This is a genomic window from Nocardiopsis sp. KDC1DS13DA1, assembly GCF_055632325.1.
Genome location: NZ_JBVMUY010000047.1, coordinates 25,595 through 49,998, shown reverse-complemented (window position 1 = coordinate 49,998; position 24,404 = coordinate 25,595). Strand labels below are relative to the sequence as shown.

General features: G+C 73.4%; 20 protein-coding genes and 1 pseudogene. 12 read left to right on the top strand and 9 right to left on the bottom strand.

The window, feature by feature from the left end; genetic code table 11:
- Positions 1–123: 123 nt before the first annotated feature.
- Positions 124–296, bottom strand: a pseudogene (locus ACTVAJ_RS27220) (IS5/IS1182 family transposase); the annotation flags it as partial.
- A 351-nt stretch (positions 297–647) separates the two neighbouring features.
- On the opposite strand from ACTVAJ_RS27220, the gene ACTVAJ_RS27215 reads away from it, so the two are divergent.
- Together ACTVAJ_RS27215 and ACTVAJ_RS27210 are read left to right on the top strand one after the other, a co-directional pair.
- Positions 648–1,067, top strand: a complete 420-nt coding sequence (locus ACTVAJ_RS27215) for a hypothetical protein (protein WP_470391137.1) — start codon at positions 648–650, stop codon at positions 1,065–1,067.
- Between the two features lie 3 nt (positions 1,068–1,070).
- On the top strand, positions 1,071–1,997 hold the full coding sequence (locus tag ACTVAJ_RS27210) for a hypothetical protein (protein WP_470391136.1): 927 nt from the start codon (positions 1,071–1,073) through the stop codon (positions 1,995–1,997).
- A gap of 203 nt (positions 1,998–2,200) precedes the next feature.
- Here ACTVAJ_RS27210 and ACTVAJ_RS27205 read toward each other — a convergent pair whose 3' ends face one another.
- Positions 2,201–5,464: a CHAT domain-containing protein gene (locus ACTVAJ_RS27205; RefSeq protein ID WP_470391135.1), complete on the bottom strand. Its 3,264-nt coding sequence runs from the start codon at positions 5,462–5,464 to the stop codon at positions 2,201–2,203.
- Between the two features lie 500 nt (positions 5,465–5,964).
- Here ACTVAJ_RS27205 and ACTVAJ_RS27200 point away from each other — a divergent pair, with 500 nt between their 5' ends.
- Positions 5,965–6,312, top strand: a complete 348-nt coding sequence (locus tag ACTVAJ_RS27200) for a DoxX family protein (RefSeq protein WP_470391134.1) — start codon at positions 5,965–5,967, stop codon at positions 6,310–6,312.
- Between the two features lie 125 nt (positions 6,313–6,437).
- Entirely contained in the window at positions 6,438–7,034 is a 597-nt protein-coding gene (locus tag ACTVAJ_RS27195) for a TetR/AcrR family transcriptional regulator (RefSeq protein ID WP_470391133.1), read from the top strand.
- A 52-nt stretch (positions 7,035–7,086) separates the two neighbouring features.
- On the opposite strand, the gene ACTVAJ_RS27190 is transcribed toward ACTVAJ_RS27195, so the two are convergent.
- Positions 7,087–7,977 (bottom strand): helix-turn-helix domain-containing protein, encoded by an 891-nt coding sequence (locus tag ACTVAJ_RS27190; RefSeq protein ID WP_470391132.1) that lies wholly within the window; start codon positions 7,975–7,977, stop codon positions 7,087–7,089.
- Between the two features lie 27 nt (positions 7,978–8,004).
- Here ACTVAJ_RS27190 and ACTVAJ_RS27185 point away from each other — a divergent pair, with 27 nt between their 5' ends.
- On the top strand, positions 8,005–9,045 hold the full coding sequence (locus tag ACTVAJ_RS27185; protein WP_470391131.1) for an alpha/beta hydrolase: 1,041 nt from the start codon (positions 8,005–8,007) through the stop codon (positions 9,043–9,045).
- Positions 9,046–9,181: 136 nt separating this feature from the next.
- On the opposite strand, the gene ACTVAJ_RS27180 is transcribed toward ACTVAJ_RS27185, so the two are convergent.
- Positions 9,182–9,619, bottom strand: a complete 438-nt coding sequence (locus tag ACTVAJ_RS27180; RefSeq protein ID WP_470391130.1) for a PPOX class F420-dependent oxidoreductase — start codon at positions 9,617–9,619, stop codon at positions 9,182–9,184.
- Positions 9,620–9,753: 134 nt separating this feature from the next.
- Between ACTVAJ_RS27180 and ACTVAJ_RS27175 the strand changes: the two genes are divergently transcribed.
- Positions 9,754–10,056 (top strand): hypothetical protein, encoded by a 303-nt coding sequence (locus ACTVAJ_RS27175; RefSeq protein ID WP_470391129.1) that lies wholly within the window; start codon positions 9,754–9,756, stop codon positions 10,054–10,056.
- Here ACTVAJ_RS27175 and ACTVAJ_RS27170 read toward each other — a convergent pair.
- From ACTVAJ_RS27170 to ACTVAJ_RS27150, 5 genes are all read right to left on the bottom strand, one after another.
- On the bottom strand, positions 10,031–10,792 hold the full coding sequence (locus ACTVAJ_RS27170; protein WP_470391128.1) for a DUF4184 family protein: 762 nt from the start codon (positions 10,790–10,792) through the stop codon (positions 10,031–10,033). The two genes, ACTVAJ_RS27175 and ACTVAJ_RS27170, sit on opposite strands and share 26 nt — an antisense overlap.
- Positions 10,793–10,853: 61 nt before the next feature.
- On the bottom strand, positions 10,854–11,561 hold the full coding sequence (locus ACTVAJ_RS27165) for a gamma-glutamyl-gamma-aminobutyrate hydrolase family protein (protein WP_470391127.1): 708 nt from the start codon (positions 11,559–11,561) through the stop codon (positions 10,854–10,856).
- A 37-nt stretch (positions 11,562–11,598) separates the two neighbouring features.
- Complete coding sequence (locus ACTVAJ_RS27160; RefSeq protein ID WP_470391126.1) at positions 11,599–12,363, bottom strand: 3-oxoacyl-ACP reductase; 765 nt, start codon at positions 12,361–12,363, stop codon at positions 11,599–11,601.
- A gap of 115 nt (positions 12,364–12,478) precedes the next feature.
- Positions 12,479–13,855, bottom strand: coding sequence for an aldehyde dehydrogenase family protein (locus ACTVAJ_RS27155; protein ID WP_470391125.1), 1,377 nt, complete (start codon positions 13,853–13,855; stop codon positions 12,479–12,481).
- A 49-nt stretch (positions 13,856–13,904) separates the two neighbouring features.
- Complete coding sequence (locus tag ACTVAJ_RS27150; protein WP_470391124.1) at positions 13,905–15,278, bottom strand: glutamine synthetase family protein; 1,374 nt, start codon at positions 15,276–15,278, stop codon at positions 13,905–13,907.
- Between the two features lie 353 nt (positions 15,279–15,631).
- On the opposite strand from ACTVAJ_RS27150, the gene eat reads away from it, so the two are divergent.
- The 6 genes from eat (at position 15,632) to ACTVAJ_RS27120 (ending at position 24,404) form a co-directional block, all read left to right on the top strand.
- Positions 15,632–17,113 carry an ethanolamine permease gene (gene eat, locus ACTVAJ_RS27145; protein ID WP_470391123.1) on the top strand — a complete coding sequence of 494 codons (1,482 nt, stop codon included), beginning with the start codon at positions 15,632–15,634 and terminating at the stop codon, positions 17,111–17,113.
- Positions 17,114–17,279: 166 nt separating this feature from the next.
- Complete coding sequence (locus ACTVAJ_RS27140; protein ID WP_470391122.1) at positions 17,280–18,044, top strand: FadR/GntR family transcriptional regulator; 765 nt, start codon at positions 17,280–17,282, stop codon at positions 18,042–18,044.
- Between the two features lie 172 nt (positions 18,045–18,216).
- A complete protein-coding gene (locus tag ACTVAJ_RS27135; protein WP_470391121.1) occupies positions 18,217–20,007 on the top strand; it encodes a protein kinase domain-containing protein in 1,791 nt (596 codons plus the stop codon).
- Between the two features lie 4 nt (positions 20,008–20,011).
- Positions 20,012–21,631, top strand: coding sequence for a protein kinase domain-containing protein (locus ACTVAJ_RS27130; RefSeq protein WP_470391120.1), 1,620 nt, complete (start codon positions 20,012–20,014; stop codon positions 21,629–21,631).
- Positions 21,628–22,269 carry a hypothetical protein gene (locus tag ACTVAJ_RS27125; protein WP_470391119.1) on the top strand — a complete coding sequence of 214 codons (642 nt, stop codon included), beginning with the start codon at positions 21,628–21,630 and terminating at the stop codon, positions 22,267–22,269. The genes ACTVAJ_RS27130 and ACTVAJ_RS27125 overlap by 4 nt, the downstream gene beginning before the upstream one ends.
- Positions 22,270–22,640: 371 nt before the next feature.
- A complete protein-coding gene (locus tag ACTVAJ_RS27120) occupies positions 22,641–24,404 on the top strand; it encodes a TIGR03767 family metallophosphoesterase (RefSeq protein WP_470391118.1) in 1,764 nt (587 codons plus the stop codon).

Below are 24,404 nucleotides of genomic sequence, written 5' to 3'. Positions count from 1 at the left end.
TCTGCGACCAGCAGGGTCGTCGACATCGGACAGACCGCCTCTGCTATCTGCTACAACAGCTCCGTTCGCAGTTCCGTCCTCCACTTCTACTCCTAGGAGCTCATCTCCTGTGGTGGGTCTGCGTTAACAGATCCGTGTGCGGGCGATGCCGGCGAGGGCCGGGAAGCGATCGGCCGGTACCGGCGGTGTAGGCGGCGGCATCCGGCCAGCCACGCCATGGTGCGCGCGATCCGCCACCGGTGCCGCCCCCACCGCTTCGAGGACTCCACCCCCGTGCCGGCCAGGCGGTGCGCGACCTCCGCTCGCGCAGCCGGACCGGCGCGATCCCCTGTACCAGGGGCACCGAACCCGTCCGGCGCCAGCCGTTCCGCCGTCGGACGCGTGGCCGGGTCACCGAGAACCCACATGGGATGAGCCCACAGGTCCGGGGCGATCGCCCCTGCCGTCCTCGTGCCCCGGCTCCGAGAAACGGGTGGAAGAGGGCTCACTGCTCCCGCACCCCTGTCCTCCCTGTTCCGGCGTTCACGGCAACAGCAGCATCGTCATGGCGGAAGGCGCCCTGTGTCAGGGTTTTCGCGGATAGGCTGGCGATGCGTACGCATCCCCGCTTTCGGTCCACCGACTCCTTGTGCGTGGAAGGGAACCGTGTGAACCAGTCCCCCCGGATCACACCGGACGAAGCCCAGATCATGCTGGCCATCGTCTGCGAGAACGCCTCCGCCGTGCGCGACCGGCTCAGTGACCGCCCCCAGGGCTCCGCGTTGGTCGACCAGGTCGGGGACGCGGTGCGCTCGGGCCAAGACCCGGCCTCCGCTCTGCAACTCCTCCACACCGCCCTGACGGTCTCAGGTGTCCTACACGGCCTGTACGCCTTCGACTCCGTACCTACGCTCCCCCCAGAGCTCCGGAGCCTGAACGCGGCCGGGATCGGCCGGGCCCGGCCAGCCCCGGCCGACTACCGCTGCCCCCAGGACCGGTGTGCACGGTCCTGGAGACCGAGCCCCGCCGAAGAGACCCCCACCTGCCACATCGACGGTGCGCGGATGACACCCGGCCCGAGAACCTAGACGATGGGCGGACTGCTGGCGGCGCTGGGAAAGAAGCTCACCGAGCAGTGGCTGACCCTGCTCGCCCTGCCCGGGGCCCTGTACGTGGCGGCGGCTGTGGGCGCGCGGACTCTGGGACGGGACCACACCTGGGACCTGGATCATCTCATCGACCAGATCACGACGTGGGCCGAGGACCCGCGGATCGATACCGTCGCCGGGCAGGTGGTCGTGCTTGTCGCGGTGGTGGCCGCCGGCGCCCTGCTCGGGCTCTTCGCCCAGGGGGTGTCCGCGGCTCTGGAGCGGTTGTGGTTCGCTGCCGACTGGGCTTCCTGGCCCTGGTTTCTGCCCCGTGTGGTGGCCCCTGTCGTCGGGTGGCGCCAGAGGCGGTGGCGTGCACGCCACACCGCCGTTGAGCAGGCCCGTTCCCCCGAACACCGGTACCGGTCCGCAAAGGGCCACACCTATGAGGTCGCCTACGACCGGATGGCTCGGACGAGTACGGAAAGCCCGCAGCGTCCGACCTGGTGCGGGGACCGGCTGAACGCGGTGGCGCAGCGGCTGGAGCGGGACCACGGTCTGGACGCGGCGGTGGTGTGGCCGCACCTGTGGTTGGTGCTGCCCGACCAGGTGAGCTCGGAGATCGCCGAAGCCCGTCAGAGTCTGGGTCGGGCCATCACCCTGGTGGCGTGGGGGGTGTTGTATCTGGGCCTGGCGGTGTGGTGGTGGCCTGCGGTAGGGGTGTTCGCGGTCCTGTGCATGGTGGGGTGGTGGCGGACGCGGGCGGCGACCGAGGCGTACGCGACCTTGGTGGAGGCGGCCGTGCGGTTGCACGTGGGCGACCTGACCGAGCGACTCGGTGTGGAATACGACGGGTTGCTCACCAGACGGGTCGGGCAGGACGTGTCCAATCGGTTGCGTGCCAGCTTTCCTCCGGCCTCGAGCACCTGAGGAACGAGAACCTTGCATCCGGGGCAAACGTGCGGGGACGGTCCAGCGGACTCGTGTCCGCGACCCCGGATAAGGCCGCCGTCGCCCCCGACCGCGCGCGTGGTCGGACCGGGGCGCCGTGCTTCCTGCCGACCGCCGCATTCCTCGGCCGGTGCAGCGCGCCGGCCGTGGGCTGAGGTCTGATCTCGGAACCAGCCACTGTGCTAGGCGCCGATGTGCAGATAGGCCGCCCAGAGCGTTGGCGCGGCCACGCGGTCCCATCCCCCGAGCTCCGACGGCAGGCCCGCACCGTCGCGTACCGCTCGGACCGCGCCGCGCAGAGCCGCTGCCACCCGGGTGAGATCGGGCCTGTCGCCGCCCGTGCGCAGGCGCGCGTAGAACTCGTCGGCGACGATCACGGAGACCGCGTCGTTGATCGGCCACAGCGTGCCCACCACGTGCGGGAACCCGGCCAGTTGGAAGGCTGTGCAGACGTGGATGGACTCGTCCCACAGGTCGGGGACCCGAACGGTGGCCGTCTCACACGCCGAAAGGTAGGCCAGGCGTGCCCGGTCGAGGCTGACGGTGCCCAGCCGGGCTACTGTCAGCGGGGAGGAGGCGTCGTCGGCCAGCACCAGCCGGCTGAGCGAGGGATCATCGGTGTGGCTCACGCCGTGGCAGGCGAAGTGCGCTACGCCGCGGTCGGGCAGGGCGCGCAGGACCGCGTCGCTGCTGATCGGTGTTCCGTCCGACCCGAGCATGACCGCTCCGGGCAGGTGACCGACGACCTTGGACGCCTCCTCCTCCACATGCTTGAGCAAGGGGGTTCCGGCCTGGCCCGCGACCCCGGGCATCGCGACAACCAGCGCGTGACCGCCCTCCTCCTCCTTCTCCTTGAGGATCGCGGCCTTCTCACGGCCGCGTGCGTGGCGCAGGGCCCGGACACTGGGCGTGGCGGAGGAGACCACGCGGTCCAGCACCGTGCGCGGGGGCCCCTGGGCGCGGGAGGCGTGGTGGCCCGCGGCGTGGATCGGCAGCTGCCCGAACAGGCCGCCGGTCACCCACCAGATCCGCGGCGGATCCTGCTCGGATCCGGTGATCCCCAGCGCGTCCAGGACGGGTCCCGCGGCCACGTCCCACAGCCAGGCCAGGGTGTCCGACAGAACCTCCTGGGTGCTGGTGCCGCCTGCCGCCTCCTGGCCGGGCACGCCCGGGGTACGCACCTGTCGCAGGGCCTCGACCCGGTCGGCCAGATCGCGGTGGGTCACGTCGGGCAGGGGCAGGTGCCGGATCCCGGACTCGGTGAGCAGGAGGGCGTCGCACCGCTCGGGGCTCGCGTTCAGGACCACGATCGGCCCCCGGTCGGCCTCGGCCAGCAGCTCGTCCGGTCCGGGAGGCAGCCCGAAACCGGTCAGGCCGGTCTCGGCGCGGATGCGCTCGATCAGGGTGTCGAGTTCACGGGAGAGCCTGCGCCGGTCCAGTGCGGGGCCCCGCGCCCACACGCCTGTGGTCTGTCCCTCGTCGGCCGGGCCGGACCCGCCCGCCAGCGCCGCCAGCGCGGGTTCGGCGGCCAGGGTGCGGGTGGAGGGGGCGAGGGACGCGAACGCGGACTCGTCCAGCGTGTCGCGCAGCGTGACGAACCGTTCGGCCAGTGCGGGGTGCCCGCGCCGAAGGTCGGTGAGTTCGCCGCGCATGTCGAGGGCCTGGCCGATGAGGACGCCCCGGCCCGTCTCCAACGCCGCCAGTGCACGCACGGCCCGCTCGGCGGGTGTGCCGTCCGGGGCGTTCAGCGCCGCGGCGGCGGCCCGGGCGGCCAGCCCGGGGAAGCGCTCCAGCGCGTTCTGCTGGTCGGCACGGCGAAGGCTGCGCGGCGCCGCCCGGACCAGCAGACGCACGGCGGCGTCCAGGACCTCGTCCGTCTGCGCGGGATCGGTCGTCGTCTGCGCGACCCCGAGGGCGGCGCTGATCCGCAGGGTCGCAGGCACCGACTCCGGCTTCCAGGCCCGCTCGAAGGCCACGCGAGCGGCCGTCCGGTCGGTGGGCCGGTTGGTGAGCCGCCACCGGTCGTACAGCGCGTTGCCCAGGCCGAACAGTGCCCGGGCTCCTTCGGGAGCCCTGTCGAAGCCCTCGGGTACGGCGGTCTGGAACTCCTGCACGGCCTCGTCCAGGTCGTCCGGGTCGCCGCCGTACGTGAAGCGATTGTGCAGGGCCTCGGCCAGGAGTGCGCGGTGTGCGGGCATCATGGAGTGCCCGTCCGGTAACAACGCGACGGCCTGGCGCATGCCCAGAACGGCCTGGTCCAAGCCGCCCCCGTCACCGCCGCGGTACCGGGCCAGGTGTGCGCGGGCCAGGCCGTTGAGGAAGACGGGCAGGTCCAGGTGGTCACCCGGAGTGGCCGTGACCGCGGCGGCGTTCGCCTCCACCGCTTCCTCCAGGTCCTTCCGGTTTCCTGTGCCGACGAACCGCGAGACCAGTGCCGCGCCGAGCGCGTGGGAGGCCGTACCCCGGTGCGGGTCGTCCTCGGCCAGCGCGGCGGCGCTGGCCCGCAGGGCGGTGACGGACTCGTCGGCGTCCTCGGTGTCCCCGGTGCACAGGTAGCGCGCGTGGAGGGTTCCGCCGAGCGAGTGCAGGGCCAGGGCCCGCTCAGCCCGGTCATCGGGGCAGGCGTGTACCGCGCGTCGGCCGAACCGGACGGCCTCGTCGAGGGCGGATGCGTCACCGGTGTGATCGAAGCGCGTGCGTAGCGCCACGCAAAGGTTGATCTGGGCCCTGATCCGGACGGGGTCGCCCTCCGGGGCGGCCCCGGCGGCCTGTTCGAGGCGGCTGAGGCCCTGCTCCAGGTCGTCGTGGTTCCGGGTGCGCCAGAACCGCACGACCCTGAGCAGCCCCAGGTTGGCGAGGAGCCCGGCCAGGTCCTCCGGCGGATCGGGCCTGCGCTCGGCCGTGTCCACGGCCGCGGTGGTGACCAGCACGGCGCGGTCCAGGGGCGCGGGGCGGGTGGTACGGCCCGCCTGGAGGCTCAGGGCCTTGCCGAGGTTGCCCAGGGCCGCGGCCCGGTCGACGTCCTCCGGCGGGGTGGCGGAGACGATGCGCTCCCACAGGTCGACCGCGGAGTCCACGGTTGCGGCGTGGTCGAGGGCGGCCGCCATGTCCAGTCCGATGACCGCGCTGGCGAAGGCTCGTTCGGCGAGCAGGGGGAGGAGGTCGCCGGGCAGCGGCTCGTAGCCGAGGATGAAGTGCTGCCCCAGGAGCTTGGCGGCAGCCGCCCGCTCGGCTTCGCGCTCCTCACCGGACAGTGCCTCCGCCCGGGACCATCGCGCCCAACCGAGGACGAAGGCGATCTCCAGGTCGTCAGGGGCGGCCTCGTGCCACTCCCGGAGTTGTTCGACCTCGGCCACGGCCTGCGGTTCCCACAGTCCGGCCGGGTCCGCGCCCGACACGTGTCGGTTCACGCGCTCGAACACGGTTCCCAGCAGTTTCTTCCGCATCCCGCGCCTTCCTGCCGGACGTGTGTCGTCGGCGTCAGGATGCCAGCACTACCGGGACCGGTGGACGCGATTGTTCGGCGAAGGCCGGAAGCGGCCACCCGGGTTTCGGGTGCGGGGTGTCGTGGGCCGCGTGCGATCGGGGCCCTGGTACGCGCCGGGGCCGCCTCGCGGAACCCTCCTCGCACCGGTGCGCCGCGTCGGCCTCCGCCTGGGGGACGGCGAACCCGGGGAAGGGTCCGTACCCGCGGCCTTCGCCGGCCGGGTACGTCACGGGGCTGGGCGTCACCCCCGAACTCCTTCGGGGCGCCGTCTTCGCCTGCGGCGGCGTGCGGCCCCGAGGGGTCCGGACCGCGCCGCCGCGGGTGGCGGAGAAGAATCCCGGACCATTCCTCCCGTCCTGTCACACAGGCGCGTCGCGCGGGGTCATCACATCGAGATCAGGGGGCGACCCGCCGCACCGACCGCGTGCGGGCGTCCACGAACCGACAGGAGCGTCCGTCATGTCCACCGCCCACACCGTCCTCACCCTCGTGGCCGCCGCCATGGTGGCCTTCTCCGCGGTCTCCGTCTTCCTGCGCGTCTCGTGGGTGGTCGATCCCCTGGACGACTACGGCGTCCCCCGTTCCTGGTGGCCCTGGCTGGGGGCCGCCAAGGCCGCGGGGGCGGCGGGTCTGCTGGTCGGCCTGTTCGTCCCGGTCGTCGGCGTCCTGGCCGGGGCCGGCCTGGTGCTCTACTTCACCGGTGCCGTCGTCACCGTGCTCCGGGCGCGGGCGTACACCCACGTGGCGGCTCCCCTGGTGTACGCGGCGCCGGTGGTGGCCGCCCTCGTCCTGGGCGCTGCCGCCTGAGCTTGCGCGGGCACCGGCGGGGGAGTGTGATGGGGGTGAGGGGGCGCTTTCGCGCAGAGCGATGAGCCCCACCATCTGATACTCGATCTCTTCTGGGCTTGGGTCTCCAGTTCTAGGATGGTGACATGGAACGACCGCTCCCACGCCCGGAGTCACTTCGCGAGCGCAAGCAACGGCGCACCCGCGGGGCGATCATCGAAGCCGCACACGCCCTGTTCGCCGAGCGCGGTTTCGACCGGGTCACCGTCAACGACATCGCCGAACGGGCCGAGGTCGGCCGGGCGACGTTCTTCCGGTACTTCGGGGACAAACAGGAGGTGATCTTCAGCGACCAGCAGCATCCCGACCCCGCCTGTATGAGCGAGTTCGTACCGCCCCCCGAGGAGTCCCTCGGCGACTCCCTGGAGGCCGCGCTCACCCATCTGCGCCTGGTCGTGGCCGCGCTGGTGGCGCGGCTGGTCGAGGACCACGAGGTGTACCTGCGCCACGAGCGCCTGGTGTCCCAGCACCCCGAACTCTTCGCCCGCAGCCTCACCAAGTACCGCGGTTACGTCGAGGCGATGGACCGGATGCTGCGCGACCGCGGGGCCGACCGCGCCACCGCCGTGCTCGCCGCCGAACTCGCGCTCGCGTGCTTCCACACGGGCCGGGACGAAGCCGCGGACGATCCGGCGCGCCTGCCCGGAGCAGTCGACGCGGCCTTCGCCCGCCTCCTGCGGTGACGCTCCGGCCACTCCCCGCCGAACCGGGCGAGGAGCTCTCCGGCCTTGTGCGTCAGGGCCGCTGCTCCCCGGCGGTGTCCGGCTCGGGCGCCTCCTCCGCCGCGACCCAGCTGGAGAGCAGCATCAGCGCCTCGTGCGAGGGGGAGGCGGGCTCCGCGGTGTAGGCGGTGATCGTGAGGCCGGGTGCGGCCGGGAGGTCGAGGGCGTCGAAACGCAGCGTCAGCTCGCCGACCGCGGGGTGGCGGAACAGCTTGCTGCCGTTCCAGTGGGCCCGTACGTCGTGGGCGGCCCACCGGGTCCGGAACTCGGTGCTGCGGGTGGCCAGCTCTCCGACCAGCGTGGTGACGGCCTTGGAGTGCGGTGACCGGGCGGCCTCCATGAGCAGGAGGGCGACGGCGTCGTCGGCGGCCTTCTCCCAGTGGGGGAAGAGCTCGTCGGCGCGCTCGTCCAGGAAGAGGAACCGGGCCAGGTTCGGCTGCGCGGTCCGGCGCTCGAAGACGGGCGCGTAGAGGGCCCGGCCCAGTCGGTTGGCAGCGATGATGTCCAGGTGGGCGTTCTGCACGATGGCCGGAGCGGTGACCATGGCGTCGATGAGCCTCTGGACGCTCTCGGAGACCGGGGTCCGGTTACTGCGTGCCCGTGGCGGTTTCCCGGCCGGCCTCGCGCCGACGGCCCGGGCCAGGTCGAACAGGTGCGCCGTCTCCACCTCGTCGAGCCGCAGGGCCGTGGCGACGGCGTGGAGGACCTCGTCGGAGACCCCGGCCACGCGTCCGCGCTCGATCTGGACGTAGTACTCGGTGCTGACCCCGGCCAGGATGGCGACCTCCTCCCTGCGCAGCCCGGGGACCCGGCGGCGGATCCCCGGCGGCAGCCCCACCTCCCCGGGGGTGATCCTGGCGCGACGGGTGGTCAGGAACTCTCTGATGTCCTTGCTGGTCTCCATACTCCGAGGCTAGGCCGGTCGGGGGCGGTGAAGGAGAGACTGCCAGTACCCCTGACAAGCGGCGTCTCCCACGGGCCCGCACGGTCCCGCAGTCTGGGTACAGCCGCCCGGACGGGGCGGACGACAGCACAGGAAAGAGCACTGACGATGGAAGCCATCACCTTCCCCAACGGCCCGGTCACCATGGCCGGCAACCTCCACCTCCCGGCGGACTTCGACCCGCGGGGCAGCTACCCCGCGATCGTCACCGTCCACCCCGGCGGCGGAGTCAAGGAACAGACCTCGGGCCTGTACGCGGCCAAGATGGCCGAGCAGGGCTTCGTGGCCCTGGCCTTCGACGCCTCCCACCAGGGCGACAGCGGCGGCGAACCGCACCACCTGGAGGACCCGGCCGCCCGCGTGGAGGACGTCCGCGCCGCCGTCGACCACCTCCAGTCCCTGGACTACGTCGACGCCGAGCGCATCGGCGTCCTGGGCGTCTGCGCGGGCGGCGGCTACGCCGTCAACGCCGCGATGACCGACTACCGCATCAAGGCCGTCACCACGGTCAGCGGCCTCAACATCGGCACCTCGTTCCGCCGCGGCTGGTACGGCACCTCCTCGGACGCGGCCGCGGTACCGACCCTGGAGGCCGTCGCCCGGCAGCGCACCGCCGAGGCCACGGGAGCCGAGCCCGCCATGGCCCCCTACGTCCCGGCCGAGCCGGACGAGAACACACCGCGCGACCTGGTCGAGGCCAGTGACTACTACCTCACCCCGCGCGCCCAGCACCCCAACGCCAAGAACCGGTTCCTGTTCACCCGGAGCGTGTCCAGGATCTTCACGTTCGACGCCTTCCACATGGTCGAGGACCTGCTCACCCAGCCGATCCTCATCGTGGCGGGCAGCCAGGCGGGGTCGCTGTGGATGTCCACCGAACTGCACTCACGGGTGCGTAGCCCCAAGAGGCTCGTGGTCGTGGACGGCGGAGCGCACATGGACTTCTACGACGTGCCCGAGTACGTCGAGCGCGCCGTCTCCGAGGCCGTGCCGTTCTTCAGGGAGAACCTCGCCGCCGACCAGGGCTGAGGCCCACCCTTGCGCCGGGCGTCGGCGGGGGATCGCACACCCCGCCGACGCCCCTTCGCGTTTCGGCCGCCACGCGTTCCCCCTCTGTCCGGGGGCCGACCGGGGGGCGACGGTGACGGCCCGGCGTTCCACCCCCTCAGCGGAGGCTGTCGCCGTACACGTGCTCGACCGTCATCGTCATCAGCACTCTGCGGTCGGCGACCATCGCCGCCCGGTACTCCTCCCAGTCCGGGTGCTCCCCGGCGGCGCGCCGGTAGTAGTCCACCAGCGCCCCCGCCTCGGGGCCGTGCGGGTCGCCGCCCGGGCCGATGAGCGTCACCGCCCCCTCGGCGGTGGCCCACGCCCTCCCGTCGGGGGCGGTGACCTCCAGCGCCGCCCACGGGTCGCGGCGCAGGTTCGCCGTCTTGGCCCGGCCCTGGGTCATCGACACGTACAGGGTCTCGGACGGCCGGTCGTAGAAGGGCATGACCGGGGAGAGCTGCGGTCGGCCGTTGGCCCTGATCGTGGCCAGGACGCCCAGCCGCGCCCCCGCGAGCAGGGCACGGGGGTCGAACGGCGCTTCGGAATCGTGCATCGGTGCTCTTCCTCGACGTGGGTGGGTGCTCCCGACCCATCATCGACCGTCACACCGGTGTGACGGCCAAGGCCGCGCCCGGGTGCGCCCCGCCCGGCGCGCCGGTGGCGCACACCACCGCACACTTCGCGTGCGTGCGACGTCACACCGGGGCCGTCTCCTTCAGCATGCCGCGGGACCGCGCGGACGCGGACGCCGAGTCCGTGGCCCAGAGCCGGGACCGCGACCTGTACATGACCGCCCGGTCCCGCGCGTACGGCGTGGTCCTGGAGGCGGTGGACGCCGGAGAGCCGGAGCAGGAGAGCGACTCCGTCCTCGTGCACCTGCCCGGCGGGGTGTTCGTCCAGGTCCTCGCGCTGGCGCAGCACCCCGGGGGGCCGCCGTCCCGCGACGAGGTCGACGCCGCCGCCGTCACGGCCGCCGAAGCGCTGCTGTGAGCGCCGCGCCGCGCAGCCCCCACCACACCGCCGTGTAGGTGGCGAGGCCCGCGCACCCACCCGTCACCAGACCGATCAGGAGATCACGCACCGCGTCGTACGGGCTGGGCGCGGGCCCGGAGGCCAGCCCGGTGACCACCGCTCCGGTCACCGCGCACAGGGCGATCGTGCCGAGCACGGCGCCGCGCGTACCGCGTCCCAGCCCGTCGGCCCCCCGGTCCCCGGCCCGCGCGCGGCGCACCGTCCACCAGGCCACCGCCGCCAGGCCGACCGCCGAACTGACGTACATCAGCACGTTGAACAGCAGGTGCGGGCCGACGATCGGGGTGCTCAGCAGCGGCCACGCCCGCACCGCCGCCCCGCCGAGCTGGGTGAAGGAGTCCCACACCATGTGGGTCAGGGCCCCGGTCGCCAGCGCCGCCCCGGTCAGGAGCACCCTGCGCGGAAGTGCCCCCGCCCCCGCGGCGGAGCCGTCCACCGCGGGCCGGGCCTGCGCGGACGCCGCCAGGGCGCGCAGCGGGGCCCGGAGGACGAACCGGTACAGCACCAGGACGAGCGCGCCCAACAGCACGTCCGTGCCCACACCCCACGGGTGGTGGGTGTGCGCCGACGGCACTGGGACCGGCAGGTAGTACGGCAGGTCGGGCACGAGGGCGCCGACGACGAGGGCGGCCGTGGGCAGCCGGGTGCGGGACAGCGGCAGCACCGCCGCCGCGTGGCTGATCGTGAAGGGCATGGGGGAGATCCTGGCGCACCCGGGGCGCCGCCGGACGCACCGGGCGGTCCGGGTGCGCCGCTCACCCCCGGTCGCCACCGGACGCGCGCTCCACGAGCCAGCGGAACAGCGACGGGTCACTCCCCATCTCCGGGTGCCACTGCACCCCCAGGACGTTGAACCGGTCGGTGTACTCGATCGCCTCCACCGTCCCGTCGTCCGCCCAGGCCGTGGCCGTGACGTCACCGCCCGGCTCCGCCAGCGACTGGTGGTGGTAGGTCGGCACCTCCAGCTCCGTGCGCCCCAGGACGCCGGCGGTCCGCGAGAACTCGGCCACGGTCACCGGGTGGGTGCCGAACACCCCCGTCTCCTCCCGGTGTCCGTGGTGCCCGACCAGGTCGGGCAGGTGCTGGTTGAGCGTGCCGCCGCGCACCACGTTGAGCAGCTGCATGCCCCGGCACACCCCCAGCACCGGCAGCCCCCGCGCCAGCGCCGCCTCCAGCAGTTCGATCTCGGCGGTGTCCCGCGCGCCCCGCACCCCGGCCGTGCGATCGTCGGTCGGCGCCCCGTACCGCCCCGGGTCGATGTCGCCGCCGCCCGCCAGCAGCAGGCCGTCGAGCCGCTCCACGGCTCCGGCCACCCCCGACACGGGCGGCAGCAGCACCGGAACGCCGCCCGCGTCGGCGACCTGGTCGGCGTAGGCCCGCGGCAGCAGGACGGTGGGCAGGTTCCAGGCCTCACCCCACCGGGCCTGCTCGGCGTAGGCGGAGATCCCGATCACGGGCCGCATCGGCCCCCCTTCCACGTACGGTCGTCGCTGACATGCCCTACAGCGGGGTGACGTACGCCCCGGAGATCCCGCCGTCCACCAGGAAGTTGGACGCGGTGATGAACGACGCGTCGTCGCTGGCCAGGAAGGCCACGGCGGCGGCGATCTCGGTCACCTCGGCGAACCGGCCCAGCGGCACGTGCACCAGGCGGCGCTGGGCGCGCTCGGGGTCCTTGGCGAACAGCTCCCGGAGCAGCGGCGTGTCCACCGGTCCGGGCGACAGGGCGTTGACCCGGATGCCCTCCCGTGCGAACTGCACGCCCAGCTCCCGGCTGAGCGCCAGTACCCCGCCCTTGCTCGCGGTGTAGGAGATCTGCGAGGTGGCCGCGCCCATCGTGGCCACGAACGACGCCGTGTTCACGATCGCCCCGCGCCCCTGCTCGCGCATGTGCGGCAGGGCGTACTTGCAGCACAGGTACACCGAGGTCAGGTTGACCTCCTGCACCCGCCGCCAGGCGTCCATCCCGGTGGTGAGGATCGAGTCGTCGTCGGGCGGCGAGATCCCCGCGTTGTTGAACGCCACGTCCACGCTCCCGTAGGCCGAGCGCGCGGTCGCGAACGCCTCGCGCACCTGGTCCTCGTCGGTCACGTCGGTCCGGACGAACATCCCTCCGGTGTCCTGGGCGACCCGCGCGCCGCCCTCCTCGTCGACGTCCACGGCGACGATCCGCGCGCCCTCCTCCGCCAGCCGCAGCGCGGTGGCCCTGCCGATCCCGCTGCCCGCGCCCGTGATCACGGCCACGCGCCCGTCGAACCGCTGCATGTTCCCCCCTCGGGTCGATGTTCCTGCCTGCTCCCGGCACGCTCGCGCGCCGGGTGTCCTGATGTCCTGGTGTTGCGGCACCCCGCCGTTCCCGTGCCCGGGCGCCCCGGTGTCCTCAGGTGTCGTCGGACACGAAGACGGTCTTGGTCTCGGTGAACGCCTCCAGCGCGTCCGGGCCCAGCTCGCGGCCGATGCCGGAGTGCCCCATCCCGCCGAACGGCGTCCAGTACCGCACCGCCGAGTGGGAGTTCACCGACAGGTTCCCGGCCCGGACCCCGCGCGCCACGCGCAGCGCCCGTCCCACGTCGCGGGTCCACACCGACCCGGCCAGCCCGTACTCGGTGTCGTTGGCCAGCGCGACCGCCTCGGCCTCGTCCTCGAAGGGCACCACGCACATCACCGGGCCGAACACCTCCTCGCGCAGTACGCGGGCGTTCGGGTCGGTCGGGGTGAGCACCGTGGGCGGGAACCAGAACCCGGGGCCGTCGGGCGCCGAGCCGCGGAAGGCCACCGGCGCGTCCCCGGGCACGTAGGAGGCGACCCGGTCGCGCTGGGCCGCCGAGATCAGCGGCCCCATCTGCGTGGCCGGGTCGGACGGGTCGCCCACGGCGATCCCGGTGACGGCGGGTTCCAGCAGTTCCAGGAACCGGTCGAACACCGACCGCTGCACCAGCACCCGCGAGCGGGCGCAGCAGTCCTGGCCCGCGTTGTCGAACGCCCCTCCGGGCGCACCGGCCGCCGCCCTCTCCAGGTCGGCGTCGGCGAAGACGACGTTGGCGCTCTTGCCGCCCAGCTCCAGGGTCACCCGGGTGAAGTCCTCCGCGGCGGCGGCCATGATCCGCCGCCCCACGGCCGTGGACCCGGTGAACACGACCTTGGCCACGTCCGGGTGCCGCACCAGGCGCTCACCCGCGACCGGCCCCGTGCCGGGCAGCACCTGGAACACGCCCTCGGGCAGCCCGGCCTCCAGCGCCAGCTCGGCGATCCGCACAGCGGTGAGCGGTGTCAGCTCCGAGGGCTTGACCACCACCGTGTTCCCGGCCGCCAGCGCGGGGGCCGCGCCCCAGGACAGCACCGGCATCGGGAAGTTCCAGGGCACGATCACCCCGACCACGCCCAGCGGCTCGGCGAAGGTCACGCTCCACCCGCCGGGTACGGGGATCTGCCGCCCGGTCGCCCGTTCGGGCGCCGCGGCGAAGTACTCGAACACGTCGCGCGCGTTGCCCGCCTCCCACCGCGCCTGTTCCACGGGGTGCCCGGCGTTGCGCACCTCGGTCCGGGCCAGCTCCTCGCGGTGCTGGTCGATCCTCGCGGCCACGGCGCGCAGCAGCCGGGCCCGGTCGCCCGGGGCCATGGCCCGCCAGGCGGGGGCGGCGGCGCGGGCGCGCCCGACGGCCGCGTCGACCTCCCTCTCCCCGGCCAGAGGGACCTTGGCGATCACCGCCCCGGTGGCGGGGTCGACCACCCGTTGGACGGTGGGTTCGTCGGACATCGTGCTCCCTCGTGGTGTCAGGGGTGGTGATGGCGGCTCGGGCGCTCGGTCACAGGCGCTCGAAGCCCCGGTACATCTCCCAGTCGGTGACGGCCGCGTCGAAGGCGGCCAGCTCCACCCGGGCGTGGTTGGCGTAGTGCTCGACCACGTCGTCGCCGAACACCTCGCGGGCCAGCGCGCTGTCCTCCCAGGCGGCCAGGGCGTCGCGCATCGTGGCGGGCACGGTGGGTAGGTCGGAGGTGTAGGCGTTGCCCGTCAGCGGGTCGCCCGGTTCCAGCCCCTGGTCGATCCCGTGCAGCCCGGCCGCGATGAGCGCCGCGTTGGCCAGGTAGGGGTTCACGTCCCCGCCGGGCACCCGGTTCTCCACCCGCAGCGAGGGTCCGTGCCCGACCAGCCGCAGCGCGCAGGTGCGGTTGTCGCGGCCCCAGGCGATCGCGGTCGGGGCGAAACTCCCGGGCACGTAGCGCTTGTAGGAGTTGATGTTGGGCGCCAGCAGCAGCGTGAACTCGCGCAGCGCCGCCAGCTGGCCGGCCAGGAAGTGGCGGCCGGTCGCCGACAGGCCCTCCCCCTCGGCCATGACCGGGGTTCCGTCCTCCTCGCGCAGGGAGATGTGGATGTGACAGGAGTTGCCCTCGCGCTGGTTGGGTTTGGCCATGAAGGTGATCGACATGCCCTCCTGGGCGGCGATCTCCTTGGCCGCGTTCTTGTACACCGCGTGGTGGTCGCAGGTGCGCACGGCCTCGTCGTAGCGGAAGGCGATCTCGTGCTGGCCCAGGTTGCACTCGCCCTTGGCCGACTCCACGTACAGCCCCGCCGCGCCCAGCTCACGCCGGATCCGGCGCAGCAGCGGTTCGACCCGGGCGCCGCCGAGCACGGAGTAGTCGACGTTGTACCGGTTGGCCGGGGTCAGGTCGCGGTAGCCCCGGTCCCACGCCTGCTCGTAGCTGTCGCGGTAGACGACGAACTCCAGCTCCGTCCCGACCATCGCGCGCCACCCCCGTTCGGCCAGACGGTCGGTCTGGCGGCGGAGGATCTGCCGGGGCGAGGCCACCACCGGGGATCCGTCGTGCCAGGTCAGGTCGGCCTGGACCATGACCGCGCCCTCGGCCCAGGGGGTGCGCCGCAGGGTGGCCAGGTCGGGGGCCATGACGAAGTCGCCGTAGCCGGTGTCCCAGGAGGACATCGCGTACCCGTCGACGGTGTTCATGTCCACGTCCACGGCGAGCAGGTACCCGCACCCCTCGGTGCCGTGCCCGACCACCTCCTCCAGGAAGAACCGCGCCGAGAGCCGTTTGCCCTGGAGGCGGCCCTGCATGTCGGTGAAGGCCACCAGGACGGTGTCGACGGTGCCGGAGGCGGCGTCGCGCCGCAGGTCGTCGAGGGTCAACGGCGGGTCCGGGGCGAACGGGGGGATCTGTGGCACGGGGTTCTCCTTGCTCGCGTCGCGGTCCGGCGTGCGGGGCGTGGCCCGGGTGTGGCTGTGGGCGGTCGCCTCGAACGAGTCTTTGGTTCAGGAGCAGACCAATGACGTGAATAGAACCAGGGGTCCGGGGGCGTGTCAATGGGTGCGCCCCCGGAAACCCCGTTGTGACCTGGTGGAAACGGAACGTCGTCAGCTGTGGTCCGGTTTCCGGGAAGGGTCGGAACACCCCTTGACACCCCGGTCGGCGCGGCGCATGATCACCAGTCATCAAAAGGACCGACCATAGACCTTTGTCCCCCGGGTCTGGTCGGGGGCGACCGGTGGGGCTGGTTGACCGAGCAGAGGAAGCGCCCATGGCAGACTCCGACCACACGAGCTCCCAGGGACCGGCCGACGGCCGTGTCCACGTGCAGGGAGCCGACTACTCCCGCGCCAGCGACGACTACCTCCGCAAGCGACAGCTCCGCAAGGGCGCGGCCGGATGGGTCCTGCTCGCCGGGCTGGGCGTGGCCTACGTCATCTCCGGCGACTTCGCCGGATGGAACTTCGGCCTGGCCGAGGGCGGTTGGGGCGGACTGCTCATCGCCACCCTCCTGATGGGGGCCATGTACCTGTGCATGGTGTTCGGCCTGGCCGAGCTCGCCTCCGCCCTGCCCACCGCCGGAGCGGGCTACGGCTTCGCCCGGCGCGCCCTGGGCCCCCTCGGCGGGTTCGCCACCGGCACCGCCATCCTCATCGAGTACGCCATCGCCCCCGCCGCGATCGCCGTCTTCATCGGCGGCTACGTCGAGGCGCTGGGACTGTTCGGCATCACCAACGCCTGGCCGGTCTACCTGGTCTGCTACCTGCTGTTCGTCGGGGTGCACGTGTGGGGCGTGGGCGAGGCGCTGCGGCTGATGTTCGTCATCACCGGCGTCGCCGTGATCGCGCTCGTGGTCTTCGCGGCGGGCATGGTCCCCCGGTTCGAGGTGGCCAACCTGTTCGACATCGCGCCCACGGACGCGGCGGGCGCCAGCGCCTTCCTGCCCTACGGGTACGCCGGGATCCTCGGCGCGTTCGTCTTCGGCATCTGGTTCTTCCTCGCGGTCGAGGGCGTCCCGCTCGCCGCGGAGGAGGCCCGCGAACCCAAGCGGGACATGCCCCGCGGCATCATCGCCGCGATGTCCGTGCTCCTGGTGACCGCCGCGCTCATGCTGGTGCTGGCCCCCGGCGGCGCCGGGGCGGCGGTGCTCGCCGAGTCCGGCAACCCGCTGCCCGAGGCGCTGCGGGAGGCTTACGGCGGCGACACCGTCCTGGCCGACTTCGTCAACTACGTGGGTCTGGCCGGGCTGGTCGCGTCGTTCTTCTCGATCATCTTCGCCTACTCCCGGCAGCTGTTCGCGCTGTCCCGCGCCGGTTACCTGCCCCGGTTCCTGTCGGTCACCGGCAGGCGCCGCACCCCCTACGCGGCGCTCGTCGTCCCGGGCACGATCGGGTTCCTGCTCGCCGCCACCGTGGCCGACGGGGACCTGCTCATCAACATCGCGGTGTTCGGCGCGGCCGTCTCCTACGTGCTGATGATGGTCTCGCACATCGCGCTGCGCCGCCGCGAGCCCGACCTGCCGCGCCCCTACCGGACCCCGGGCGGCACCGTCACCACCGGGATCGCCCTGGTCCTGGCCGTGTGCGCGGTGGTGGCGACGTTCTTCGTCGACATGGTGGGGGCGGCCATCACCGCCGCCATCCTGCTCGCCTTCCTCGCCTACTTCTGGTTCTACTCACGGCACCGGCTGGTGGCCAACGCGCCGGAGGAGGAGTTCGCGCTGATCGAGGAGGCCGAGTCGGAACTCAAGTAGACGGATCGGCCGCCGGGGGAGCCCCGGCGGCCGATCGCGCGTCGAAGGGGTGAGGGGGCCGCGACCGCCGTGCCGGAACGGGTTCCGGCACGGCGGTCGTACCCTGGTTGTACGACTGGGCGTACGAGATCGAACACGCCGACCGGGCGCGACAGGGAGGGGCCGCATGGCCGACACCGGGACCGGGACCGCGGCCGCCACCGGCACGCTCCCGGCGGAGCCCGCGGCCGACGCCGTGTTCCGCCCGGTCCAGGCGGGCAACGCCTTCGAGGAGACGGTCGAACGGCTGCTGTCGGCGATCAAGCTGGGCGTGGTCGCCCGGGGCGAGCGCTTCCCGGCCGAACGCGACCTGGCCACGCGCCTGGGCGTCAGCCGCATCACCCTGCGCGAGGCGATCCGGGCCCTCCAGGAGGCCGGGTACGTCGAGTCGCGGCGGGGCCGCTCCGGAGGAACCTTCGTCACGTACGTGCCCCCGCGCCCCAGCCGTGCGGAGGCCCGGCGGGTCCTGGCCGACATGGGTGGCGACCTCGACGACATCTTCACCCTGCGCCGCGCCCTGGAGGTCGGGTCCGCGGTGCTGCTGGCCGGGCGCGGGCTCACCGCCGAGCAGGAGGCGCTGCTGGCCGAGCGGTTGGCCGCCGTGGACGGGGCGGCCGTGGAGGACTACCGCAGGCTCGACACGGTCTTCCACCTCACGCTGGCCGAGCTGACCGGCTCGCGCTCCCTGGTGTCGGCGCTGACCGAGGCGCGCATGCGCCTGAACGGGCTGCTCGACGCCATGCCGATGCTCGTGAAGAACCTGGAGCACAGCGGAGCCCAGCACCACGCGATCGTCGCCGCGATCCGCGCCCGCGACCCCGAGGCGGCCCGGCTCGCGGTGGACGAGCATCTGGAGGGCAGCGAGGCGCTGCTGCGCGGTTTCCTGTCCTGAGCGCTCCACCGGAGGCCGTTCGGGGACGCCGGAGGTCCGTCGGACGACGCCGGACAGATCGACGAAACGGGCACGGGCACGGGCGCGCGGTGCTAGAAAGATGCGTACGTGTCCGCATTCCTCCCCCGGAGGCCGTATGTCCGCACCCCCCTCAGGTCAGCCTTCGTCCGGTGTGTCACCCCTCGTCGAGGGCGACCCGGACCGGATCGGTCCCTACCGCCTGGTCGGGCGCCTCGGCGCCGGAGGCATGGGCACGGTGTACGCGGGCCTGACCGCTGAGGGGCACCGGGTGGCGGTCAAGGCCGTGCACCGCCGGTACGCGACCGACCCGGAGTTTCGCGCCCGCTTCGCACGCGAGGCCGACCTGCTCGGGCGGGTCCGGTCCGCCTGCGCGGTGGGGGTCCTGGACGCCGACACCACCGGACCCCGACCCTGGCTGGTCAGCGAGTACGTCCCCGGACCCACCCTCCGCGAGTACGTACGCGACCACGGCCCGCTCACCGGTGCCACCCTGCTGGGCGTCGTCGCCGGGATCGCCGAGGCCCTGCGCGCCGTCCACGCGGCGGGTATCGTCCACCGCGACCTCAAACCCGGCAACGTCATCCTGTCGCCGAACGGGCCGCGCATCCTCGACTTCGGCATCGCCCGTGCCATGGAGGAGACCGCGATCACCCGCACCGGCGGAGTGGTCGGCACCCCCGGCTGGCTGGCGCCCGAACAGTACGACGGAGCGGTCCCCGAGCCCGCGGCGGACATGTTCGCCTTCGGTGCGATCGCCGCCTTCGCCTCCTCCGGACGCGAACCCTTCGGCACCGGTCCCGTCGACATGCTCGTCTACCGCACCCGCCGTGAGGAACCCGACCTGACCGGTGTGCCCCCGCACCTTGCGTCCCTCGTGCGCGCGGCCCTGGACAAGAACCCCGCGGCGCGTCCCACGGCCGCCGCGGCGCTGGACGGAGCGCTGGCCGCCTGGCCCGAGCGGGCGCCCTCCGCCGACGACACCCTCGAACTCACCCGACTGCTGCACACCGGCTGGTCCCTCCCGGCCGCCGTGCCCGCCGACACCCGGGTGTGGGCGCCCGCGCCCCCGCCGCGCCGCCGGAGGCGCCGTGCCCCGCTCGTGCTGACCGCCGCGGCGCTGGCCCTCCTGCTCGTGGCCGGAGCGCTCACGGTCGCGGTGCCGCCCCTGCGCGACGCCACCTGGGGCCGTCTGCCTCCCGGCGGGGTACAGGTCGCCGCGGACGACGCCGCCGACCCCGACGCGGCGGAGCCGGTTCCCTGCGACCCCGACGACGAGGCCCGGACCGCCGCCCACGAGGCCGCCGCGCACTGGCGGCCCTTCGACCCCGAAGCGCTTCCCTCCCAGACCTACGAGTGGCTGCTGACGCCCGTGCCCGAGGGCGAACTCGTCACCTCCGCCGAGGTCTGGCCGGGGATCGGACTGCTGGACCACGACACCGCGGACTTCGTCCTTGCCACGCCGGAGCTGGAGGGGGGTTTCCCGGTCGTGACCGTGTGCTGGGCGGCCGCGGAACCCACCCCCGAGGGGACGGAGTTCACCGCCCGGTTCACCTACCGCCCCACCGTGGGCAGCCACCGCGTGTACGCCGAGGACTTCCTGGTCCTCTACGCCCAGGACATGGCCGCCACCGGCACGGACAAGCAGATCCACCGCGGCGGGACGGGCGTGGACTGGGGCGGTCCGCTCACGGAGGTGGCGGTGCTCGATCCCGGCTCCCCGGTCCAGGAGGTCACCGTCCTGGTGCCGGAGTCACCCGACCGCGGGGGGATCGGCTACCGGCCCTCCGCCTACAACGGAGCACTGGTCCACGACCTGACCGGCCACTGCTACGACGTCGACGGCACCCTGGACTGGCGAGACGACGCCCACCCGGGTTCCGAACAGTTCGCTCTCGCCGACTACCGCCCCGAGCAGAGCATGCTCATCGACTGCCCGGTCTGACCCCATGGCCCGCCTGTTCACCCACGGGCCGGTCCCCGACCGGCTCCAGGAGCTCACACCCGCCGATCCCGAGCGGATCGGCCCCTACCGCGTGGCCGGGCTGCTCGGCGCGGGCGGCATGGGAGCGGTCTACGCCGCGGCGGACGCGGTCGGCCGGTGCGTCGCCGTCAAGGTCGTGCACCCCGAGTACGCCGCCGACCCCGACTTCCGCGCCCGGTTCGCGCGCGAGGCCGGCCTCATGCGCCGGGTCGGCGGCGCGTGCACGGTCACCGTGTTCGACGCCGACACCGGGGCCGCCCGCCCCTGGATCGCCACCGAGTACGTGCCCGGGCCCACCCTGCGCGAGCGGGTACGCGACGGTGGCCCGCTCATCGGGGGCGACCTCGCGGCCTTCGCCGGGGGCGTGGCCGAGGCCCTGCACGCGGTCCACGGCGCGGCGGTGGTGCACCGCGACCTGAAGCCCGGCAACGTGATCCTCGCGCCGGACGGACCGAAGGTGCTCGACTTCGGGATCGCGCGCGCGGCCGACGGGACCGCCATCACCCGTACCGGCGGACTCATGGGCACACCGGGATGGATCGCTCCCGAACTGCTGAGGAGCCGCCCGCCCGCTCCGGCCGCCGACATGTTCGCGTGGGGCGGTCTCGTGGCCTACGCGGCGACGGGGCGGCCGCCGTTCGGCGGCGGGAGCGCGGACACGGTGGTGCACCGGACCCTCGTCGGCCCCCCGGACCTGGCCGGGCTGCCCGACTGGGTGCGCCCGCTGGTCACCGCGGCCCTGGACAAGGACCCGGACCGTCGGCCGACCGCCGCGCATGCGGTGCGGGAGGTGGGTGCCCGGTGGCTCGGCGGCGCGCCCACCCTGGTGGAGGAGCCGCCGACGATCCTGGCCACGCGGTTGATGGAGCGGGAGTGGTCACCGACCAGGACGTCGGCCGCCCACCGCCGCTCGTGGTCGCCGCTGCCCACCCTGGCGGCTGCCGCGGCGCTCCTGCTCGCCGTGCCCGTGGTCGGTGTCGGCGGCTACGCGCTGGGCGGGGTCGGCACCGGGTCCGGTTCGGCCTCGGAGGGCGGTGACGCGGAAACCGGCGACGCGGGGACCGCCGACGGGGCCGCTGAGGGCTCCGGATCCGGGGACGGCCCGGCCGGGGAGGTCGGAGTCCCACCCGACCCCGAGACGTTCACGCAGGTCGCCGTGGACGAGGGCACCGGACTGGTCACCGCGGTCCTGGGCGACGACACCTTCGTGTCGGAGACGCTCGTCATCACCATGGGCGAGGTGACCGCCGAGGGCGACGGCGTCGTGATGACCGGGATCCGCGCGCCGCGTGCGGCCCCCGGTCCGGTCCGGCGCCGGAGCTCGTTCGCGCAGACCTTCACCGCAGGAGCGGCGGGCACGGAGGTGGCGGGCCGGGTGTCCGGTGCCACGGGCACCGACCTCGCCGCGGAGACGGTTCCCGGGAGGTTCACCGTGGCCTTCTCCGGAGCGCCCGAACGGGGCACCCTCGTCTTCGAGCAGCGGCTGGACGGTGAACGGGGACCGGTGTACGCGACCCCGCGCCTGTGCTACGACACGGCGGCCGGGTTCTCGGCCCCGCGGCCGGACGGGGAGTGCCCCGCGTGAACCGCACCCTGGGCGGGCTCGCCTACCGGCTCTGGTCCCGACCCGGACTCCTGGCGGCGGTGGCCGCCGTCGTCCTCGTGCTTGTTCTGGCCGCGGGCTACCTCGCGGGGGCCGTCACACGCGAAGCGCCCCCGTCCGGGGCCGATCCGGAGGCGGAGGAGGGCGGAGCGGCCCCGGACGGGGGAGCCGGGGAGGTGGTCCCCTCCCTCCCGTCCGGCCTGGCCCCCGCCGACCCCGCCCTCGCGGGAGAGGCCGTCCTGGTCGTGCACGGGTCGGACCGCGTGACGCTCTACGTGGAGGGCAACGGGGTGCTCAGTCTGCTCGTGGCCGACGCGGCGGGGGACGGCGACGGCGTCCGCGTCACGGGTGCCGCCCGCTACCACCTGGAGGAGGGCGGGTACGCGCCGCGTCCGGTCCAGTTCGTGCTCGGCGGTGTCCCGGCGGACGGCGACGACAGCGAACTGCCGGACCTGACGGCCGCCGCCCCCGTCGCCGCCTTCGACCTCTCCTTCCCGGGTGCGTCCCTGCCCGCGGTGTTGGCGGTCAGCGCCCCCGAGGCCGCCACCGGGGACATCGACGAGGCCATGCTCTGCGTCACCGCCGACGGCGGCACCGACACCGACGTCCTCTCCTGCTGAGGTCCGTCACCGGGGAGTCGGCGGGGAGCGGCCGCTGGCGGCCGATGACGGGACATTGGCCGGATCCGGCCAAACATGAAATTCGCTCACCTTTGTGACGGCTTCACCACGTCCCGGCGAACGCGACGCGACGCGCGAACGGCGGGCGGACGGACATCGGTCGATCACCGTGTGTGACGTATCGGTCGCTCCGCCCCTGGCGTCCGGAGCGAAACCCGCCACCCTACCCCGGGCCGCTCCGGTTGCCTACCGACGGGTAGGAAACCGTCCCCCGCACCCCCGTTGCCCCTGACCGCCCCGCCGGTCTTCAATGACGACGCCCCACCCCCACCGGCCACCCCCGGCCGGGGCCGAAAGGACGTCGCACACCCATGACTCCCCTCAACCGGCGCGGATTCCTCACGACCACCACGGCAGGACTGGGCGCCGCCGCCCTCGGCCTGTCCGCCGCACCCGCCTCCGCCGCCGCCCACGACCGACTCGTCCGCCAGACCATGTCCCGGGTCGCCCGGCCCGACGGCACCACGCTCACCCAGGTGGCCACGCCCGTCGGCGAGGGATACCGCCTTCTCACCGCCGGGCCGGGATGGCCGATCGAGGTCCGCGAGGACCTGGTCCCCGCCCAGTCGGGCCGCGACGACCGGCGTACCGCCCTCGCCGCGTTCGTCCAGTTCACCGACCTGCACATCATGGACGCCCAGAGCCCGGTGCGGTTCGAGTACACCCACCCGGTGATCGGATCCAGCGCCCACCGCCCCCAGGAGGCGCTGTCGGCGCTCGGCGCGTCCGCGCTGGTCAAACGGGTGAACTCGCTGCGGGTCGGTCCCGTGACCGGCCGCCCGTTCGACTTCATGGTCACCACCGGGGACAACACCGACAACCACGAGACCGTCGAGCTGGAGTGGCTCATGGCTGTCCTCAACGGCGGCACCCTCACCCCCAACACCGGAGACCCCGCCCGGTACGAGGGCGTGCAGAACTGCGGCAGCGAGCTGTACTGGCAGCCCGACAGCGACCTCGCCGACCGGTACAAGACCCGGGGCGGCTTCCCGGTCCTCCCGGGCTTCCTGGCCGCCGCCGTCGCCCCCTTCGAGAGCCCCGGCCTGGACGTGCCCTGGTACTGCACCATCGGCAACCACGACGACACCCCGGCGGGCACCCTGCCCGCCGGTTCGATGGACGAGGCCTACCTGGGCGACCGCAAGATCATGTTCGCCGACGACGAGGTGCGCGACCAGGCGGCCGAGGCGATGACCAACGAGGACGAGCTCGGCAACGTCCCCGAGGAGGTGGAGTCGCCCGAGGACACCGTCTCCACGGCCGCCGTCACCTCCACCGTCACCCCCGACGACCGGCGCGCCCCCTTCGACACACGGGCCTTCGTCGCCGCGCACCTGGAGGAGGCCAACACCGGCCCCGGGCCCGTCGGCCACGGCTTCACCGACGACAACGCCGACGGTGTGGACTGCTTCTACACCTTCCGGATCGCCGACGGGGTGACCGGCGTCAGCATGGACACCACCACGCTGGCCGGACTGGCGGACGGGTCGATCGGCAAGCACCAGTTCGACTGGCTGGAGCGGACGCTGCGCGCCTCCAGTTCGGTCTACTACGACTTCTGGGGGCGGCGCCGCACCCAGCAGGTCACCGACGAGCTGTTCGTGCTCTTCTCCCACCACACCAGCGGGACGATGGGCAACGTCCTCCCCGACAGCCGACGCCCCGGCGACCTGCGGCTGACCGGCGACATCCTCGTGCACATGCTCAAGCGCTACCCCAACGTGCTGGCCTGGGTGAACGGGCACACACACCACAACCAGATCCAGGCGCACACGCACGGCACCGCCGAGCGCGGCTTCTGGGAGGTCAACACCGCCTCGCACATCGACCACCCGCAGATGGCGCGGGCGATCGAGATCGTGGACAACGGGGACGGGACGATGTCGCTGTTCACGACCCTGCTGGAGGCGGACAGCCCGTACCGGGCCGACCACGGGGACTTCTCCGCCGACGGGCTCGCCTCGCTGTACCGGGAGCTGTCGGTCAACGACCTGTACGCCGACCCGGCGGGCTACGGCGGTCCGCGCGACCGCAACGTCGAACTCCTGGTCGCCGCCCGCAACCCGGCCCGCTAG

Excerpts from the sequence above, each read along its gene's own strand:
- ACTVAJ_RS27210 (WP_470391136.1), top strand. The coding sequence starts at position 1,071 with ATGGGCGGACTGCTGGCGGCGCTGGGAAAGAAGCTCACCGAGCAGTGG.
- ACTVAJ_RS27205 (WP_470391135.1), bottom strand. The coding sequence starts at position 5,464 with ATGCGGAAGAAACTGCTGGGAACCGTGTTCGAGCGCGTGAACCGACAC.
- ACTVAJ_RS27200 (WP_470391134.1), top strand. The coding sequence starts at position 5,965 with ATGTCCACCGCCCACACCGTCCTCACCCTCGTGGCCGCCGCCATGGTG.
- ACTVAJ_RS27195 (WP_470391133.1), top strand. The coding sequence starts at position 6,438 with ATGGAACGACCGCTCCCACGCCCGGAGTCACTTCGCGAGCGCAAGCAA.
- ACTVAJ_RS27190 (WP_470391132.1), bottom strand. The coding sequence starts at position 7,977 with ATGGAGACCAGCAAGGACATCAGAGAGTTCCTGACCACCCGTCGCGCC.
- ACTVAJ_RS27180 (WP_470391130.1), bottom strand. The coding sequence starts at position 9,619 with ATGCACGATTCCGAAGCGCCGTTCGACCCCCGTGCCCTGCTCGCGGGG.
- ACTVAJ_RS27170 (WP_470391128.1), bottom strand. The coding sequence starts at position 10,792 with ATGCCCTTCACGATCAGCCACGCGGCGGCGGTGCTGCCGCTGTCCCGC.
- ACTVAJ_RS27165 (WP_470391127.1), bottom strand. The coding sequence starts at position 11,561 with ATGCGGCCCGTGATCGGGATCTCCGCCTACGCCGAGCAGGCCCGGTGG.
- ACTVAJ_RS27160 (WP_470391126.1), bottom strand. The coding sequence starts at position 12,363 with ATGCAGCGGTTCGACGGGCGCGTGGCCGTGATCACGGGCGCGGGCAGC.
- ACTVAJ_RS27155 (WP_470391125.1), bottom strand. The coding sequence starts at position 13,855 with ATGTCCGACGAACCCACCGTCCAACGGGTGGTCGACCCCGCCACCGGG.
- eat (WP_470391123.1), top strand. The coding sequence starts at position 15,632 with ATGGCAGACTCCGACCACACGAGCTCCCAGGGACCGGCCGACGGCCGT.
- ACTVAJ_RS27140 (WP_470391122.1), top strand. The coding sequence starts at position 17,280 with ATGGCCGACACCGGGACCGGGACCGCGGCCGCCACCGGCACGCTCCCG.
- ACTVAJ_RS27130 (WP_470391120.1), top strand. The coding sequence starts at position 20,012 with ATGGCCCGCCTGTTCACCCACGGGCCGGTCCCCGACCGGCTCCAGGAG.
- ACTVAJ_RS27120 (WP_470391118.1), top strand. The coding sequence starts at position 22,641 with ATGACTCCCCTCAACCGGCGCGGATTCCTCACGACCACCACGGCAGGA.